This is a genomic window from Photorhabdus namnaonensis, from assembly GCF_001684335.1.
GTDB lineage: Bacteria > Pseudomonadota > Gammaproteobacteria > Enterobacterales > Enterobacteriaceae > Photorhabdus > Photorhabdus namnaonensis.
The window spans coordinates 31,483-51,397 of record NZ_LOIC01000083.1; the positions used below are offsets into that span (position 1 = coordinate 31,483).

Consider the following 19,915-nt stretch of genomic DNA (forward strand, 5'->3'; position numbering starts at 1 on the left):
GCACCATCATGGCTGGACTGTAATGCTGTCAGACTGTGTTGTAATCCTTTTAGATTATTTTGTTGTATATCGTGCTGCTGTTTCAGGATGGCTTGCTGCTGAGTTTGCAACAGTAGCGTCATTTTTTCATTATCCTGATGTTCTAGCGTCGTTTGTAAGCTGTTGCCGAACTGAGTCAACAAACTCACGGCGGATCGGGCGCGTTCTACCAATAATGGATAGCGCCAACCCTGAACACTACCTTGACCGCCAGCCGGACCACTGCCTGTACTATCTCCCCCTGCTTGTTGACGTTGCAGGGTTTTCGGGTCTACCGGAGTGGCATACAGAGGCAGATTTAGCGGTTGACCATCCAGACTCAGATTGTGGCGCAGGTTGTATAGGCGTAACTCAAGTTTATCCCAGTAACCAAGCAGTACATCGTTGTACGGTGGCAAGAAATCACCGTCACCGATATCGGCAGTATCACCTGTACTCAGCCAGGCGGCGAATGTCATCACCCCCGGTGAACTAAGCAGTGTCGGTGTGGCAATGGCGCCCGCTTCTTCACTCAAGGTGGGATTTGGCCAGGTATTGGTGGTATGGATATCAGGGCGCGGTCCCAGTAGTTGTTGTGCCTGAATGTAGTACATTTTGGCTTCAACTAGAGTATCGCGTTCAAGTTGACGGTAAGCGCTGTCGCCTCGGGCAATCAATAGATCGAGAGCGTGCAGAAATATCGCCAGCTTGTAATGCATCGGGTCCGCCATAGCGATCACATCTGGATCAGTGGTGGCGGGCTGTGTAGTATCCCATGCGGTATCCAGTTCCAATGGCATCACGTTCCAATAACGTGGTTTACTGCCATCCATAATAAGCTCGCCATTAGCATCGCGATAACCGGCGCTGCGGAAAATATATTTGTACCAAGTGTCCGCGTCTTCGTAACGCTGCTCGGTTTGCATACGGACCGCAACCAGGAAAGGAATGTGGAAGAAGATTTCCCACAGATAAATACCATAGGGACCACTGAAATTATCAACCGGATTAGATCCGCCAAACTGCCCCTGCACGTCATAATTAAGTAGTGAATCAAGGCTAATATCTAATAGCGCGTTGAGATCTACATAATTAGGGAGGTGTAAATTTATTACTTCATTAGAAGGTAGTGTAAATTTCTTGCCGTCTGAAGTGAATTCTCCGTAGGTAGGGAATTCTATTATGCTAGGTGAAATTTTAAAACTGCAATTGTTACTACTATTGAATCCTGTGCTGTGACACATGAATAATTTCTTATTCATATAATCTGTTGTTGAGAAGTTTGCACTTCCTACATTAGGTAAGCTCTTAATTATATTTTGAGATTCATCACATAATGTGACGCCAGTATCGGGAGTGGCTCCACCGGTATTCTGTACGGTCAGTGTTGTGCCATCATCTGAAATATCAAACTGAGCATCAGAACCATATTGTGAATATGCATGTTCTAAATTCCAACTACCTGATGCACCAGTTCTATTGTAGTTAGCAATAAAGACTAATTTACTTTTTGCTTTTTTCCTTGATGTCCAGTTATAGTCACTATTCATCACCCAAATATTTTCATATTTAAAATCTTTGTCATCTCCGTCTTGTCCTTCATGGGATGTTGTAAACCAACGGATATTTAACTTATTGTTTTCCCAGAAAGGCCCCACATAGCCTGCATGTGGATCGCTAATCCCGGCATTAATTGCTCGCCACTCTGACCATTGATCTGGTTTCAGCGTACCGCCATCAGTGATTAAAGTTAATTTCCGCCAATAAAATGCATAGGGTGCGTTCTGTGTACGGCCGATAAAGAAGATGGTTTTATTATCCTTACCTTGGCAGGCGGTAATATAATCAAGGGTAGCTAAAGTGTCATAGCTAATTAGATAATCACGTAACTTAGATTCAACTAATTCACTTTTTAATTTCCCTTGAGAAATACCCTGTTCAAACGCGGTAAATATCTCGGTCTTATTCAATCGTAATGTTGGATCAATATAATCCCCGGCATAGAATTTCAACCGCTCCTTGCCAGCCCAAGTGCTATAACGGTGGTTAAAACTATCCCAGTTATATAAAAACTGTTGATCGGCAAAATAGGGTTTTGCTGAGTCTGCCAGCGTGCCGTCATAGCCCTCTATCGCACGATGAATAAACAATTGCAGACTGCCAATCGCCTCGGACAGCGGTGAAGTGGTAACCAGATCGCTAATTTTGGTATCCAGCAACAGATATTCGTACAGATCGTCAGCGGTCTGGATGCTATCTTTCAGATCCGTAGGCACTTGGGTAGCAATATAATGAGCAACCAATGCATCACGGCGCGCTTCTTTCAACGTTTGTGTAAATAAAGATTCAGACATAATCAATTCCTTCTTATCCGGTTACTGACGATTGCTGATTGCGGCACTTAAGTTTTGGGCTACCGATGCCAGTAAAACGCTACTCTCGGCGGCAGGGTCTGCTTGCATCATGGCTAATAGATTGCCCAGCGTGGTACTACCGACATTCAGGCTTTGTCCGACACGTAACCAGGTCAGAAGTTGCCAGAGTGATGTAAAACTTGTCGGCCATTTATTTTCCCCTAATAGCAAGGTATTGACTTGCGCCACTGTACCTTTATCCATCTCATGCAATGTAGCGATCAGTGAAGCTGCATTTTCAGCCGTCATCTCTTGGGTGTTTAATTGATCGAAACAGCGCATCGCTTCATCACGGGAAACGGTGACCTGAGTTTGCCACTGTTTAAAACGCGATAACGTGAGTAATAGCTCCGGATTGGGAACAGGAACATTCGTGATGCCGTTAAGTAAACGTTCTGGATAGGTTGTCAGTAATTGTAGATCCTGTTCGGTCAGGCTCAGCCATTTCACAATTAACACTAGTTGGCTAAGTTGCTGAGTAGCAATGACCAGAGAAGTGTCGGCTTGCAAGGAATCCAACGTGGCATCGTCATGGCTAAACAGGGTTTGAATGGCGTTCCAGTAATTAACCAGTGTAAAAGGATTATCACTACCGATTGTGATTTTCTCTAACCAGAAGGTGACGATACCCATCACATTGCTCTTAATGCCGAAACCGGCACTTAGGGCGCGCAGCACTTTCTGCTGTAGCGCCGAATCCATTGTTTCTTTAGTGGCAGCTTGACTATTCACGCTGTCACAAACGTTTTTCAAGAAATTGAACATCTCCGCGGTGGCGGTGCTGCTCCATTGTGTACTCACCATCCCTTGCAGATAAGTCAGACTCAAGTTTACAGACGACATCCAATCCAGCACCTGCTCGGTACGGAGTAAAATAGCCAGTGGTTGCAGGGATTTTGCCTGACCTAATTGCTGCAATAAGGTATCTTTTCCGCTTTCCATCAGGAGCCATAAAATTTCGGCTTGGGCAAATGTCAGCCCAAATAAACGGGGAATGGCGCCGAAGCGATACAACTGACTGGCGGTATATTCATCCAAGGTAAAACTGCCGGCATTACCGAAACAATAGCCACCAATACGGAAAAATTCATCACTGGTGACACCCAACGCTTTGCAGCATATGGCGGCTAACTCATCCTGTTCATTTTCTGCATATTTCACCTCTGTACCTAGCGCAATGACATGATTACCATCGGCAGAACGGAAAGCGGTTTCATAGAAACTGGGTGTTTGGTCTGGCGTATAAGGGTTCACTGCACTAATGAAGGTCACAAAGGTATTGGCATCAAGCCCATAGCGCTGTTTCAGGCTGACATACTCTGCCAGTGCTTCAAGGACCGGCTTATCCAGCACAATTTTGTCGTGGTGGTCCGGCACACTACGACTGGCATTGGCAATCAACCAGTCCAATTCTTCAAATGATAGCCCGGTCTGGGATGATAAACGCACCAGCTTTTCAGCGCGACCGGCTAAGGCGACGACTGTATCGTCAGTGAAATTCAGGCTCTTACCGTCGGTCTGAATCCACAGATATTGACCATCAGTCGCGTCTGCCGGTGTGCTGTTCAGATAAGCTGCTCCGTAGACATTGACGCGAGTCGGAACGGTTTCCCCAAAACGAACATAGCGGCTGGCTGCTTTCGCATCAATGCTGCTTTGACTGTAAGATTGCTGAGCGGTCAAATCCATTAACTGATTGAAGCTTAACCGGGTCTTCTCACAGAAGGTTTCGATAGAATTCAGTTTGCTGGTCAACTCGCTGGTTGACAATGAAGAAGCGCGTAAACTACTGCCGCTAAAACCATAATGGTTGGTAATATCATCTTCTGTCGGTGCCGGATTGGTCATCAATTGATAACTGACCGGCGTCAGTGACAGTGTTTCGCGGGCTGGTGGCGATGGAATATCATTGATCGCGGGAGGAATAACGTCATCTGGGTTTGTCGGAGTGCCTGAATTATCGCTGCAAAAGGTTAATAACAGCCCCTTGTCTTTTGTCCCATTGATAACCAGCGCATTTTTCCAGTTTGACTGACCGGAACTATCTACGGCGATATAACCTTGTTCTGTTTTCAGATAGTACTGATCTTTATTCTCGCTGTGTTCCAGTGTGACCGGCAGATGGAAGCTTGGCAAAGGCTGAGTACTGCCTGATTTGTTGGCTACCTGAGCAAAAATACCATCTTTATCCGGGTTAGTTGGGCTATTGCCTCTTAAGAAACAGCCGGTCAGAACATTACCATCTCCCATCGTTGTACCATCGGGAGCGCCTAGGTAGTAACACTGTTTTGCCATTGACCAAGTGAGTTTCAGCGGTGCGACTATTGCGGCGGCGGCTTGATCTGGATTACCTGCAATCAATTGTGCGCCGACAATGCTATTTCCGCTGGTGTATTGTGACAGGTAAACCATAGGTTGCCCGTCGAATCCCACCGCTTTGAAATAAAACGTGTTTCCGGCAAAAAACGTATCTTGATTACCATCTTGGGCAGCGAAAAGCTTGTGTGTATTCGTATTAATGGTTTGTTCTGAAACCGCTTGTGCCGTGGTATCTGTCAAAGTATTCCACACACCGTTCAGGGTTCTGGCTTGTGCCGATAAAGCGGAATCGATTTGCGATAGATGATCGTCATAAGGTAACGTCATTGGGAAGAACGCGCCGGACAGCTCAGCAATATCTTTACCGCCTTTTTGTAGCACATCCAACAAGATATCAAGGGAAGTGACCTCTTGGTTCATCGTCGTTTCGCTTAATATCAGATCTTTCAGATCAGCGCGGCGATTATCAATATGCAAACTGGAATCGGGGTTATGCAGATCTTTAGCGACCCGGTAGAGTGCGGCAGCATAACGGCCCGGAGAGAACAGGGATTGAATAGAGGCAGCGTCAGCATATTGACTGGCGCGGTTCATTAAATCGCTGAAATCCCCATCACCGCCAATATTCTCTACCAAAGCATCTTTAAGCACAGAGACGTTGGATTGTGCGTTAAGTTTAGCCAGCCCTTTAATAACCGGCTCCTGACGCAATTGCCAGGCTCGGTAGAGGGATTTCAGATTTTCCGCACGTTGCCGCGCCTGACGATAGACGGTATGAGCCTCTTTAACGGGCAGGGTGGGAACGGACTGAACGAAAGCGGCCCGGCTGATTGACGCGATATCAAATACGTTTTGATAACCGGCGTCAAGCAGGGGCTGTTCGGATGTACCTGATAAAAATGATATTTTATTTTGCATAACAGTCACCATTACATGGTTTAGAATTAGAACATCTTGGAAGGTTAGTTACGAAAATCGAGCTAGCTTTCTTGGTGTGACAATTCATAAACATTCCTTTTATTTCTGTTTGTTTATTACTGGTTCAATTGAGGTGATACAGAGATAAACAAAACGACCAGTATGAGAAACTTCATCCAAGGTGCTGATAGCAAAAGTGTTATAAAAATGAAAAATAATTTAGATAATGGGTTAGTTCATGATTTATCTTAGGTATTTAGAATTATTTTCACTATTTGGTAAGAGTTGTTAATTGATGGAGGCATGACTTTATAGCGTGGAGGCTTATTATGTTAAGCTCAATTTTTATTAATGTAGGAATAAAAAATTAATTTAATCATAGCGGTAAATAAACCCCGTAAATAGTTTCAGTATGAAAATAATAAAACTTACATTTATCGGGGCATTTGAGCGATAAAGCGAGTTGTTGTTACCGCATCTTACGCCACAATGGCATGATATTGGTTAACACATCAGGGGGAGGACAAGGGTCATTCACCTTTGCCATTTTCCATAAACCGGTATGGCTTTTACGGGCAGCATTATTGGACATGAAGACTTGATATAACGAACCTGTATCGCTGGCATGATTATGGGTATCAAGAAAACCTTTATTTCCCCATCGATTATAGAGAGAGATACTATCGCCTTGTCTGATATTTTCATTTGGTGGTGTGGTTTCACAATAAATAATCCATTCTAATGTCGCTCTTTTGCGGGTATCTGAGGTGTATACTTGATGTATTTCGGTTAATTGTTCATTTTGATCCACCACATCATAATATTGTAAATAGCCGCCATCACAGTAATATAGGTTGTGAAGTAAAATAATATCATTATTGATTATTTCACTACCGACAGATTTTCCTGTTGCTGACTCAATCCTCCAGGCGCCGCCATAAATAGCTAAAGAAGCATCTACAGTTACCACGCCATATTTTGTTCCTAGTTTATTACCGTTGCCAAACACACTGAGATAGCCGCCGCTCCAGTTCTTGTAGCTGTTTAATATTGTCACGGTATCGCCATATTTAAGTACATTATCCATCGTTTCCTCGGAAAATATGTTATTGCTCTTCAAACAACTGATCTTGGAATGACTTTCCTTCCGATTATGTTATTACTGCATAACTTCCGGCGTCATTTCAGGGCTAGGTGATTGTCATGAACAGGTTATCTCGCCTTTTATCTGCTCCCTTGTGGACTTAAAATAGGGTCGAATTCCTGTACTGTTGAATATTCATAGCAACGGGAGATAGGAAAAGAAAAGATCAAAAAATTAATTTTTATTGGATAGGGGACTATTTGGCGGATAACTGAGTTTGTCCTGTTATCATGTTACTTGAAAAGGTAAACCAGGTTTTTTCTATTTATAACCGTGTGTCATATCAGTAAAAGCGGCATAATACCGCTTTAATTTATGGATAAATGTCATCTTTACTGATGTTGCCAGCATAGCGTATTTTTGGCTTTTTGATTCAGGTCTGTGACCAAATTAACACGACTATGCTGTCATCGTAATTATTATTGCCCCCATTGCTGGCACCGATAATGGCTGTTCCCGGTTTTTCGTCAAGGGTGTTATAGGAGTAACGGAGTTTGCAGGGTTTGCCGTCGCCTATAATTTCAATGCAGACTTTGCCGGCGCTTGATGAGTAATTTTTAAAGCCCAACACACTATTGACTCCTTGGCTGATTAATGTATCGACTAACTGATCGTCAATATACACTTTTATCGTTTGCTGGTGGGTAGTATTACCATAGGCTGACAGGCTAAGCTTGATATTGTGAGGTAACTGGAAACAGTGTTTACCGGTGTTATTGCTGCCACATATTCCGCCACAGTTTCTATACTCACTACCTAACGAATCGATATCAACCGATACGGCGGCTTGAATTTTTTTGAAGGTGACGCCGTTCCAGTAAGCTTGAATAAAGGAGGGTTCACTATCAATAACATGAGATTTTGTATTGTATTGGATGTAATAACTATCTTTGAAAAAGTAAATAATAGAGCCGGTAATATTCTTCCATAAAATAACAGCATCGAGGTCTTCACTGAATCCTGCATATTTCCCGGTGGCGCCCCATCGATCTGAAATGGTTTTCTTACTAATCGAGTGTGAACTGACGGTGTAATCGATGCAATCTCTGCCTTTGAAGAAACAGACAACATCTTGTTTTGTATCCACCCACTCTGTGGCTGCGTCTATACCATTTTCAAATCCAGTACCTTTCAATCCTGGCCATCCTTCAATAATGGGTTTTGGCCCATCAATCACCAGGGCTTTGGCTATATCGAATTTAAGGTATTGTGATCCTTTAAAAAAATATAATGAGCCGCTTAAATTAATCACATCGTCAATATCTTTTTGAAACTCGATGGGGAGACTGGGCCAATCATGGCTGATGAATTGGGGATAATCAGTATCTGCTTTATCTTCTGAGTCTTTATATCTAATGTTTTCTGAGTTAAGAAAGAAATAGGTTTTTGAATTCATTTTTTACATCCTTAATAATGGTTAATCTGAATGTTATTCTGATGTGTTTACTTGATTTTCTATTTTCAGATATCACAGCGATATATTTTTGTCTCATGATAATGGCCAATTCAACACTACCACACTATCATCATAATTGTCATTGGAACCATTGTTAGCGCCGATAATGGCTGATCCCGGTTTTGCTTCGAGTGTGTTATAGGCATAACGGAGTTTGCCGGGTTTACCATCTGCTATAATCTCGATGCAGACTTTGCCGGTACCTGATGTGTAGGTCCTAACATCCGTTATGTGACTTATCCCCTTACCAGTTAAAGTATCGACTAATCGGTCGTCGATATAGACATTGATTGTTTGTTGATGAGCGTCACTATTTACGTAGGAAGTCAGGCCAAATCGGATACTTTGAGGTAATTGAAAGCAGTGTTTACCGGTATTATTAATCCCACATGTTCCGCCGCATTTTATATTGATATCACTGCCTAATACATCTGGATCAACTGATACTGCCGCTTGAATTTTATTGAAAGTAACGCCTTTCCACTTAGTTTGAATAAGTTTGGGTTCACCATACAGACTATTCAACATCAGATGTAAACGGAGATATTCATTACCTTTGAAAAGATAGATAAAATAACCGGTGTTCCGCCATAAAATAGCGGCGTCTAAATTTGCACTAAATTTTGCATATTCCCCGGTAATTCTCCATCTTTCTGCGATAGTTTTCTTGTCAATGGTATGTGAGCTAACGGTATAATTGATACATTCTTTGCCTTTAAAGAAACAAACGATATCTCTTTTTGTATCTATCCACTCTGTGGCTGCGTCTATTCCGTTTTCAAATTCTGTTCCTGCTAATCCCGGCCATCCCTCTATAATGGGTTTTGGCCCGTCAATCACTTGTGCTTTTGCAATATCAAATTTAAGATATTGCGAGCCTTTAAAGAAATACAAATAACCATTTAAATTAATCACATCATCAATATGCCTTTGAAACTCGGTAGGCAGATTAGGCCAATTATTACGGATAGGTTGAGGATAACCGGTATCGATATTATTTAATGGATCATTATATTTAATATTTTCTGAATTAAGAAAGAAATAGGTGTTTGTATTACTGTCATTGCCAATCTCGCTGCCTAATAAATCCATATCAATTGACGTCGCAGCTTGGACTCTTTTGAAGGTCACCCCACGCCAATTAGCGCCAATGGGGGCTTGACCATCAATGGTATTCGATTTCAGATTAATCCTGATGTTCGAATCGTCTTTGAACAGGAAAAGAAAAGGGCTGCCAATATTTATCCATAAAATAGCCGCATTCAAATTTTCACTAAATTCTGAGTATTGTTCTGTTATCCCCCATCTATCTGCGATAGTTTTTTTACTAATAGTATGTGAACTCACCGTATAATCAATACAATCACTGCCTTTAAAGAAACAGACGACATCTGTCATACCCGTCTTTTCTACATAGGGCCATTCTGTGGCGGCGTCGATCCCGTTTTCAAATTCCGTTCCTGCTAATCCCGGCCATCCTTCTATAATAGGTTTTGGTCCGTCAATCACTTTTGCTTTTGTGACATCAAATTTAAGATATTGTGAGCCTTTAAAAAAATACAAAAAACCATTTAAATTAATCACATCATCGATATGTCTTTGAAATTCGATAGGAAGATCAGGCCAATCGTTATTTATAGGCCGGGGATAACCGATGTCTGCCTCATACAATTTCTGACTGTGTTTAATATTCTCTGAACCAAGGAAAAGGTAACTTGATGTATTCATTGATATATCCTTGTTGGTGATTGGGATTTAATATGTTGTTTAAATTTGTTTTCTGCAACAGAAATAGATTAAAATAATATTAAGATACGCTGATTTAACTCTGTCATATTGTTTTTTCTGGTGAATAGGGAAGTTTGTATTGCTTAAATTAATACTGATGATGGGTTATAAGCAAGACTATATATTAACAACTCATTAATGTATTTAATATTGTTGGATTTTGTGTGACTTACTTTATTTAAGAATTAAAGATGAGCTTTATCTAAGGTATAAAATACAAGATTGATATGTAATTGTATTTTTTATAGGAGATATTTTAGTCATGAAATTAGAACAATATGAACGTCCAATCTCAATGGAAGGTTTATCCAATTCCATTCTAATCACTGTGTGGGAGCCAAATTTATACCCGGAAGGTCGGTGGATAGATGCGACAACACAGCGAGCTGGCGTATTGTTTAAGGATTCGTCATATGGAACTAGCGCTTGGGATATTATCAGTGTCGGGGGAAGGAAAGCTTTCAAGGCACAAACTTTGTCTAGTAATGGCGGTAGTCACTGTCTCGGGATTGCAACAGATACACCTATTGATGCCAGACATTGCTATTGTGAGCTGGATTTATTTTGTAATCCATATCCTGACATTTCAGTGAGTGTGTTATCCAAGAAAACGAGTGCAAGCGGTACATATCAAAATATTGGTTACGGATATATGGCGATTCACTTGACTGGTGGGTATAAAGGTAAGCCTCAATGGATGCCATCGAACATTTCATTAGGTACTTCGATTGATACGGCGACGCCTTATGTCATGGTTTGGAATCTTCAGGCTGCTAATTTGATTCAGTCAGTTAATTTTGTTGGCAAGCAGATAGATGGTATTTATAAAGGGCAACCGACACTAGGTAATACTTATTCTGGTGTTCCACTGAGTTATGAATGGCCAAAAAATACTTGGTCACGCTGGCGAATTGGATTGTTTGCGGCAAATAATGGCACATTAATCATCGAGTGGTATAATGCTGTGGTAGATAAATGGAAGACAGAACTTTGCCAGTATAATATGAACACCCTTATGACGGGAAATCTTGCGTCAGGACAAATTGGGATTATTTTGGGCATGTCTTCTGAAACTGCCACAGTAGAGCAACAAAATTCTCTTTACCGAACACCGTTTGATCGAGCGATATTTTTTCAAGATTTTTAATATGGAAATACTGAGTCTGATTATTTAACCATCTTGTGTGATATATACCAAGGGGCTTTCTTCCAGGCCCCATAATTGTTGTAATATAGAAAAGTGATTTTAATTATAATCTTATTATCGTTGTTAAATGTGGCGTACAATTAAAGCGGCATAATACCGCTTTAATTGATTGATAAATATTATTTTCGTTTATGGTGAAATTTACCAAAGTATTTTTAATTCACACCAGCGGCCAATTTAATATTACTACTCAATCATTGTAATTATTATTGGTGCCATTTTCAGCGCTATCGGATTATTTGTTCCTTTAACGGTTAATATGTCTACCAGAAGGTCGTCAATAGTACACTTTTACCGTTTGCTGAATGTTCGTATTATTGTAGGCTGTCAGGCCAAATCGAATACTTTGAGGTAATTGGAAACAATGTTTACCGGTGTCATTGGTGCCGCATTCTCCACTGCAATTTGAAGGGTTGGTAGGAGGACAAGGATCATTGATTTTTTCCATTTTCCACTGGTCTACCTTAATTGTTCTACGAGTGTTATTACCAGAAAGAGATACACTATATAACGTGTTTGGTTTGTTGGCATCACCATAACTATTAAGGAAACCTTTATTTCCCCATCGATTATATAGGGTGATAATTGCTCCTTCTATGATATTTCAGTTTATGGAATAAGGTGTCTCGCAATAAACAATCCACTCTAATGTTTTTGGCGAATAAGTATTTGTATCTGATGTGATTATCGGATATATTTCTCCACTTGGTACTGGTTGATTTGGGCCATCATAATATCCCAAGTAACCACCATCGCGGAAAGATAGATCATCTGGATGGAACTCAGTCCAATTTTTTCGATCTGAACATCCAAGATTAACGAAAATATAAATAATTGATATTTTGACAAAGGGATTGTTATTGTTTGAATGGAAATTAAAATCTCATTTAAATGAATGGCTTTCATAAAGTAGTTGTTGTAAATATAATATTTTCTCGTTTTTCCTTTTCTGATATTTTATTCTTTAGGCTCTTCTATTAATGCATTCGGTAAAGATTTGCCTGAGGAAATCTGAGACAATGTTTTTTATGACTTGGTAGAAATACTATACCTTGGCAATGAGTGGTAATGACTAACTAATAAGACAGAGAAACAGATTGTGGTAAAGAAAGAAAAACAACGACCTCACCATGACGCGTTATTCAAGCATTTTTTAACGCAGCCCGAAACGGCCAGGGAATTTTTATCCCTTTATCTGCCCGAAGAGATCCAGTCGTTGTGTGATTTAGCCACATTGAAACTGGAATCCGGCAGTTTTGTGGACCGGGATTTACGTCAACTGCACAGTGATGTGCTCTACTCGGTTGAAACAGCTAGGGGACAGGGCTATATCTATTGTCTGATTGAACATCAGTCCACTCCTGACCCGCTGATGGCCTGGCGGCTGATGTATTATGCCATGTTAGCAATGGCGGCCCACCTGAAAAAAGGCCATACTGAACTCCCTTTGGTAGCGCCGCTGCTGTTTTATCATGGGGAGGTTCGGCCATATCCTTACTCAAACCGGTGGCTGGATTGTTTTACGCTCCCTGAACAGGCTGCTCGCTTATACCACCAGGCGTTTCCGTTGGTGGACGTCAGTGTGCTCAGCGATGAAGAAATCCTGACACATAAAGGGGTTGCCCTGCTGGAACTGGTGCAAAAACATATTCGCTGCCGGGATATGCAGGAATGGCTTCTCCAATTGGTGGAACTCTTGAATGCGGGTTATAATACAACCGAGCAGCGCAATGTGGTGTTACGCTATATTTTACTGAATGGACATACGCCGGATCTCTCCCAATTTGTCCATCAACTGATTGAACAATCTCCGGAGCATGAAACGATGTTGATGACTATTGCAGAACAGCTTGAACAAAAAGGGCTTGAGCGAGGTATCAAGCAAGGTATCAAGCAAGGTATTGAGCTAGGTCGAGAGGAAGGCCGAGAAGAAGGTCGGGAAGAAGGTATTGAGCTAGGCCGAGAGAAAGGTAAAGTGGAAACGGCTCGTGCCTTATTACGGCATGGCGTGAGTTTGGACATTATTGTCACCAGTACCGGACTGAGCCGGGATAAAATTGAAGCGTTAAAGCATTAAATTCATCTTCTCTTTTACAGTAAAATGTTGATATTCAAGATCGGCATTTTTGTTTTTATTTTTACTGAATGGACATACGCCGGATCTCTCCCAATTTGTCCATCAACTGATTGAACAATCTCCGGAGCATGAACGATGTTGATGACTATTGCAGAACAGCTTGAACAAAAAGGGTTTGAGCGAGGTATCAAGCAAGGTATTGAGCTAGGTCGAGAAGAAGGCCGAGAGGAAATCCGAGAGGAAGGTCGAGAGGAAGGTCGAGAAGAAGGTAAACTGGAAACGGCTCGCGCCTTATTACGGCATGGCGTAAGTTTGGACATTATTGTCACCAGTACCGGACTGAGCCGGGATAAAATTGAAGCGTTAAAGCATTAAATTCATCTTCTCTTTTACAGCAAAATGCCGATATTCAAGATCGGCATTTTTGTTCTTATTTATAGGGAGCGGAATGGCACCTTATTAAACATAAAATTATCCATCAGCATCTTCTATTATTACTGACATAAATGGGTATCGTGTGGCGAAGGGCAGCGCTGATGGGTATTTAAAAGGGCAACAGAAACTATAGTGATACTAGGAAAAAACCAAAAACATTATTTTTATGCTGAAACTCTTACATTGATTTTGGATAATTACAGTATCCATAAAAGCCGACTGAACAGTGATTGGCTAGCCCGTCACCCTAAATTTAACCTATTGTTTTTACCTGTTTATTCTCCCCGGCTGAATAAAATTGAGCGTCTGTGGCGATCCTTGCATGAAACGGTGACACGAAATCATGGCTGTCAGTATATGTGGCAGTTGCTTGAGAAAGTGAAAGCGTTTTTAAATTCATCCCCTTACATGAATAGCAGAAAATAAAAAGAGTCGGTGTCCATATAAGTTATTTATGATTGTTTTTTATCAACAAACCGGATTGGTTGCGCCAAAATAGAATTTAGTTTTTACATCAAAACTGTTAAATTCCGAACTTTCAGGATATGGTGGTGGTAGTATCAACTCTGCTTATAACACCTTTATTGAGACAAAATTCATTTTGATTTCCAATGAATCATAAGGCAACAACACAGTGAAAACAGGGCTAAAACAACGCTTTCGTATGCTAATAGGATTAGCAGTAATACTGATCATAATACAATTGTTTGATACTTTAACCGGTGGCGCACTAAGCAATTTCGGCATCATTCCCCGATACTCCCGAGGGTTAATTGGTATTCCACTATCTCCATTCTTACATGGTGGCTGGGGGCACTTGTTTAGCAATCTTCCCGTATTATTAGTATTGAGTGCGTTACTGATGGCACACTCCATACGTTATTATGTGCTCGCCAGCCTGTTTATTATCTTTGTGGGTGGAACATTAGTTTGGTTATTTGGCCGCTCGGCTATTCATATTGGCGCCAGCGGATGGATTTTTGGTCTATGGGGATTATTGCTGGCTAACGCTTTTTTTCTGAGAAGAATAAAAGATTTCTTCTTTGCGATTCTGGTGTTTGTGTATTACGGTGGGATTGTGTTTGGCTTGTTACCGTGGCAGGAAGATATTTCAACGGAAGGACATATTTTTGGTGCGATATCTGGGGTGGTTTTCTCCTGGTTGTCGAAGAGATGGGTAATAACCAGTTATTAGTTTTATGGTATTGGGATTTTAACCATAATATCATTTCTGAAATCCGAATAATAACAACTACCAGCCCGTTTATTTATAATAACGGGCTGGTAATAATGAAATACAACCACTGATTTTTTAACTTCGCGCAGTTATCTCCATTTCAACGCGGCATCATCTACAGGCTGCTCCAAAACTTGTTTATCTTTTTTGTAATCATGTGGAACCTGCCAGGTTGAGCTATATCCCTGACGAGGAAGCAAGTCCTTTGCACGTTTTACGTAACCAGCTCGCAAGGCGCCAAAAATATGCTCGTCCTCCTGCATCTCACCCCGCTCAGCATGTGGCGTCACAACGGTAGCGCCACGACGGTCCATTTCGTTCAACAGACGGCAGATATAATCCGCGGATAGATCAACTTTCAACGTCCAGGCGTTATTGATATAACCAAACAGACAGGCAAAATTAGGGACATTCTGTATCAACGTTCCCTTATAAAGCATGCGATCATGAGCTTGTTGTTTTTGCCCATCAATAGAGAGTTCAATTCCACCAATAAAATGTAATTTCAGCCCAGTCGCTGTAACAATAATATCTGCGGGTAATTCCTTACCTGATTGTAATAAGATACTGTTTTCAGTTATACGTTCAATATAGTCAGTAACGATAGAAGCTTTACCTTCTTTTAGTACCTTAAATAGGTTATTACTGGGAATAAAACAGAGCCGTTCATCCCACGGCATGTATTTTGGCGTCAAATGTTTCATGTCAAAATCTGGGCCGACACGTTTGCGAGCAGATGACAGTAAAAGTGATTTCAATAAATTAGGTAAATGTCGACTCGTTTTATAAATTAAGCGCTGGAAAAAGAGATTGCGCTTTCTACTCAATGTGTAAATCCAGCGCTGTGGAATAATGCCTTTGCAGAACTCTGCTATTTTGTCCCTGCCAGGGATTGAAAGAATATAACTCGGGGAGCGCTGTAGCATCGTGATATGGGCAGTATCATGTGCCATCGCAGGCAGTAAAGTAACTGCTGTTGCGCCACTACCAATGACAACAACCCGTTTTCCTTTGTAATTCAATTCTTCAGGCCAGAGTTGAGGGTGAATTACCGGGCCTTTAAAATCTTTAATGCCGGGGAATTCAGGTAAATGAGGTTCATCATAGTTATAATAACCTGTTGCCGCGATGAGAAAGCGACAGGTAAATTGCTGAGTTTCCCCACTGATTTCGTCAATCGCGGTAATGGTCCACTGGCGAGTCGTATTTGACCAGTCAGTATGCGTGATTTTTAGCCCAAACTTTATTTTCTTATCAAGGTCATACTCTTTTGCCGTTGCATGGATATAACTTCTAATTGAAGGCCCATCGGCAAAAACACTGGTATCTGTCCAAGGGCGGAATGTATAGCCATAGCTCATCATATCTGTATCTGAGCGAATACCTGGGTAGCGAAATAAATCCCAAGTACCGCCTATTTTTTGGCGACGTTCTAAGATAATAAACTGCTTATCAGGACATTTCCTTGTTAAATGACATGCTGTACCAATGCCTGCAATACCAGCGCCAATAATCAAAACATCATAATGGTTATTCACTGTCTCTCTCCTACAAGGTCATTTTTTGATGAGTTGAAACTCACCTAGCTAAAGCAATGTGATTCTTGTCATCATTGACAGTAGCATAGCAATATGAAATTACTTTAGTCTTACATTGCTCATTACCCGTGTTTAATGTGTCAATATTCCCTGCCGCCACAAGTAAATAATTAGCCTGAGAATATTTTCACCCTTTAATATGAATATTGAGTGCCGTGTTTAAATCACGTTATAGACGAAACAAACACAACCAAAAATGTGCTCAAGCATTTTTGTCTGTTCTTGAATCAATATTGTATGATGCAAGGATTTCGAAGTGAACCTGACAGAACTTAGCGGAAGGGAGATTAGATACATTTTATTGATTGAATATTTTCCCAAAGCTAAGATCCTGGTCAATTATGGGGAGACTTTTCGGTTAATTCGATAAAATAATCCAGAGAACAGGATATTCTCTGAATTATTTTAAAAATGTGACGTTGTTCAAGGGGATTTAATGTCTATTTATTGCTGATTGATCTTTCCTAATCATTTTCATGTTAGGGGCCAGTTCAATACCACCACGCTATCATTGTAATTGCCCTCGGTATCACTTTCAGCGCCAATAATGACTGAACCCGGTTTTCCGTCAAGGGTATTATAGGCGTAACGGAGTTTACAGGGTTTGCCATCTCCTATAATCTCGATACAAACTTTTCCTGTACCTGATGTATAGGCTTTGGTATCTGTTCCTTTGCCGGTGAATGTATCTACCAGAAGGCCGTCAATATACACGTTTACTGTTTGTTTATGGGTAGTTGTATTAGTATAAGCTATCAAACCAAATCGAATACTTTGAGGTAACTGGAAACAGTATTTGCCGGTGTCATTGGCGCCGCATGTTCCGCTACAGCCTCCGTTATTTCCTCGGTCGCTGCCTAATAAATCGATGTCAATCAATACCGCTGCTTGAGCTGTTTTGAAGATCCCTCCGGTATAAGCAGAAACAGGAACAATGTCATGTGCAAGAGTGTGTGATTGTGGATAAAATCCGATATGCTGATCCTCTTTGAGGAAATCAATAAAAGGATTATTTTGATGAATTTTTCTCCATGTAGCAGCATCCAGGTTTTTACTAAATGCTGGGTATTTCTTTGTTATTTCCCATCTGTCTGAGATAGATTTTCGCTTAATCGTGTGTGAATTTACCGCATAATCAATGCAATCACTGCCTTTAAAGAAACAAACGCTACTTGTTGTTAATTCTATGGCCGCATCTATCCCATTTTCGAATTCGGTTCCTTTCAATCCGGGCCACCCATCTGCAATAAATCTTGGACCATCAGTTACTTTGGCTGTCGCTATGTTGAATTTAAGATATTGAGATCCTTTAAAAAAATATAAATAACCATTTAAATTAATCACATCATCAATATGTCTTTGAAACTCGATGGGAAGATCGGGCCAATCATTACTGATAGGTTGATGGTAGTTTGTATCTGGTATATTTAATGTGTCATTAAATCTGGCATTATCTGCATTAAGGAATAAATAGACATATGGATTCATTAATATATATCCTTCATGGTTTTTAGGTTTATCATTGATTTCTAATGTTTTTTAAATCTACTATTTACAGATAAAATATAACAATAATGATATTAAGGCTATTTGGTAAGACAGAAAAATTTACGCTGTGAAAATTAATATAAAAGATAGGTTGTGGCAATGCTATATATTAATAGATTATTTATTGATTTGATGATGTCGTTTTTTTGCAAAAATTAAAATATATACTATGAGGTAAGGTTTATATTGTGAAATTAAATTTCAAAACATTATTTTATATCTATATTTAATTTATAAATTTAACAATAACATATTAAAAATATATTAAATTGATAATATTTTTATATGAAAAGCGGCATAATACCGCTTTAATTATTGATAGAGTTTGTCACTAGTGAAAATCTTTAACTCACCAGTTCAGAATGATGACGCTATCCTTGTAATTGTTGGCGGCCCCATTTTCAGCCCCGATAATGATGGTTCCGGGTTTTCCTCCAAGAGTATTATCAAAATAACGGAGTTTGCAGGGTTTATCATTGCCTGCAATCTCAATACAGATTTTACCTGTACCGGATGCATAGGTTTTAGTCGCTATCAGGTTATCTATTCCCTTGCCGGTTAATGTATCTACCAGAAAATCGTCAATATAAACTTTTACTGTTTGTTGATGAACATCAGTATTCGTGTAGGCTGTCAGCCTAAATTTGGTACTCTGAGGTAATTGGAAACAATATTTACCTGTGTCATTGGTACCATATTTTCCGCCACAGTTTTGACTACCTAACAAATCTGTATCAACTGATACCGCAGCTTGAATTTTGTTGAAGGTAACTCCTAGCCAATTAGTTTTATTAGGGGTCGTTGGTCCCCCATCGATAGCATTTAATTTCAGATTAAATCGGATATTAGAGTTACCTTTGAAAATGAAGATATAATGGTACCCACGAGTCCTCCATAAAATTGCGGCATCCAAGTTTGTACTGAATTCTGAATATTTTCCAGTTGTTCCCAATTTTTCTGAAATAGTTTTTTGGTTAATCGTATGTGAACTTACGGTATAATCGATACACTCACTACCTTTAAAGAAACAAACGACATTGGTGATATCAGGGTTTTTTATATCGATCCATTCCGTCGCCGCATCTATCCCATTTTCAAATTCGGTTCCTATTAGTCCCGGCCATCCTTCCACAATGGGTTTAGGCCCCTCAGACACCTGAGCTTTTGCAATGTCGAATTTAAGGTATTGCGATCCTTTAAAGAAATACAAATAACCATTTAAATTAATCACATCGTCAATATGTCTTTGGAATTCGACAGGAAGATTAGGCCAATCTTTACTGACAGGTTGGGGATAACCTGCGTACACCCCATTATGACCAGATATTTCATTGTATTTAATATTTTCCGAGTTAAGAAAAAGATAACTGGATGTATTCATTGTTATATATCCTTCATGGTAATTATATCTTAACGTATTATTTAGATTTTCGGTTTAAATAAATTTCAAATAGTGTTGAAAACTCCATATTTAATTGTGCAATTTATTTATATCTTTGATGATACAGAATGATTTGTATTGTTGAAGATTAATATCATTTGTGAGTTATAATCAAGATTATGTTTTAATGGTTTAATGATCGGTTTTATTTACTTCTATCTTTGTGGAAATAAAAATATATGCTAAGAGATAAGGTATATGTAAATTAAATGGTAATTAAATCACTATATTGTATTTTTTAACTTATTTTTATATGTTTTTTTATTTTATGTGGAATGGGTAATGATTATAAATGTATTTTATTAATTATTCTTA

General features: G+C 40.0%; 11 protein-coding genes and 2 pseudogenes. 5 read left to right on the forward strand and 8 right to left on the reverse strand.

Features of this window, described 5'->3' with window-relative positions:
- From Phpb_RS18205 to ppxA, 5 genes are all read right to left on the reverse strand, one after another.
- Positions 1 to 2,372: neuraminidase-like domain-containing protein (locus tag Phpb_RS18205; RefSeq protein WP_240492613.1), on the reverse strand; the 2,372-nt coding region annotated here is incomplete at its 3' end.
- A 21-nt stretch (positions 2,373 to 2,393) separates the two neighbouring features.
- Positions 2,394 to 5,681, reverse strand: coding sequence for an insecticidal toxin complex protein TcaA (gene tcaA / locus Phpb_RS18210; RefSeq protein WP_065391592.1), 3,288 nt, complete (start codon positions 5,679 to 5,681; stop codon positions 2,394 to 2,396).
- A 457-nt stretch (positions 5,682 to 6,138) separates the two neighbouring features.
- Positions 6,139 to 6,756: a hypothetical protein gene (locus Phpb_RS18215; protein ID WP_065391593.1), complete on the reverse strand. Its 618-nt coding sequence runs from the start codon at positions 6,754 to 6,756 to the stop codon at positions 6,139 to 6,141.
- 430 nt (positions 6,757 to 7,186) lie between these two features.
- Positions 7,187 to 8,209 (reverse strand): photopexin PpxB, encoded by a 1,023-nt coding sequence (gene ppxB, locus Phpb_RS18220; protein WP_065391594.1) that lies wholly within the window; start codon positions 8,207 to 8,209, stop codon positions 7,187 to 7,189.
- A gap of 93 nt (positions 8,210 to 8,302) precedes the next feature.
- The gene (gene ppxA, locus Phpb_RS27290; RefSeq protein ID WP_276204281.1) at positions 8,303 to 9,997 is read right to left on the reverse strand and encodes a photopexin PpxA; all 1,695 of its coding nucleotides are present in this window, start codon (positions 9,995 to 9,997) and stop codon (positions 8,303 to 8,305) included.
- A 322-nt stretch (positions 9,998 to 10,319) separates the two neighbouring features.
- Here ppxA and Phpb_RS18230 point away from each other — a divergent pair, with 322 nt between their 5' ends.
- The 5 genes and pseudogenes from Phpb_RS18230 to Phpb_RS18255 all read left to right on the forward strand — a co-directional run bounded on the left by Phpb_RS18230 (position 10,320) and on the right by Phpb_RS18255 (position 14,971).
- Positions 10,320 to 11,204, forward strand: coding sequence for a hypothetical protein (locus tag Phpb_RS18230; protein ID WP_065391595.1), 885 nt, complete (start codon positions 10,320 to 10,322; stop codon positions 11,202 to 11,204).
- Positions 11,205 to 12,363: 1,159 nt separating this feature from the next.
- Entirely contained in the window at positions 12,364 to 13,341 is a 978-nt protein-coding gene (locus Phpb_RS18240; RefSeq protein WP_065391597.1) for an Rpn family recombination-promoting nuclease/putative transposase, read from the forward strand.
- Between the two features lie 49 nt (positions 13,342 to 13,390).
- A pseudogene (locus Phpb_RS18245) lies at positions 13,391 to 13,716 on the forward strand (ISNCY family transposase); the annotation flags it as partial.
- Between the two features lie 148 nt (positions 13,717 to 13,864).
- Positions 13,865 to 14,202 (forward strand): annotated as a pseudogene (locus Phpb_RS25050) (transposase); the annotation flags it as partial.
- A gap of 208 nt (positions 14,203 to 14,410) precedes the next feature.
- Positions 14,411 to 14,971 (forward strand): rhomboid family intramembrane serine protease, encoded by a 561-nt coding sequence (locus tag Phpb_RS18255; RefSeq protein WP_065391600.1) that lies wholly within the window; start codon positions 14,411 to 14,413, stop codon positions 14,969 to 14,971.
- Positions 14,972 to 15,102: 131 nt separating this feature from the next.
- On the opposite strand, the gene Phpb_RS18260 is transcribed toward Phpb_RS18255, so the two are convergent.
- The 3 genes from Phpb_RS18260 to Phpb_RS18270 form a co-directional block, all read right to left on the reverse strand.
- Positions 15,103 to 16,551: a flavin-containing monooxygenase gene (locus Phpb_RS18260; protein ID WP_065391601.1), complete on the reverse strand. Its 1,449-nt coding sequence runs from the start codon at positions 16,549 to 16,551 to the stop codon at positions 15,103 to 15,105.
- 534 nt (positions 16,552 to 17,085) lie between these two features.
- Positions 17,086 to 18,099, reverse strand: coding sequence for a fucose-binding lectin II (locus tag Phpb_RS18265; RefSeq protein WP_065391602.1), 1,014 nt, complete (start codon positions 18,097 to 18,099; stop codon positions 17,086 to 17,088).
- A gap of 409 nt (positions 18,100 to 18,508) precedes the next feature.
- Entirely contained in the window at positions 18,509 to 19,540 is a 1,032-nt protein-coding gene (locus Phpb_RS18270; RefSeq protein WP_065391603.1) for a fucose-binding lectin II, read from the reverse strand.
- Positions 19,541 to 19,915: the final 375 nt, after the last annotated feature.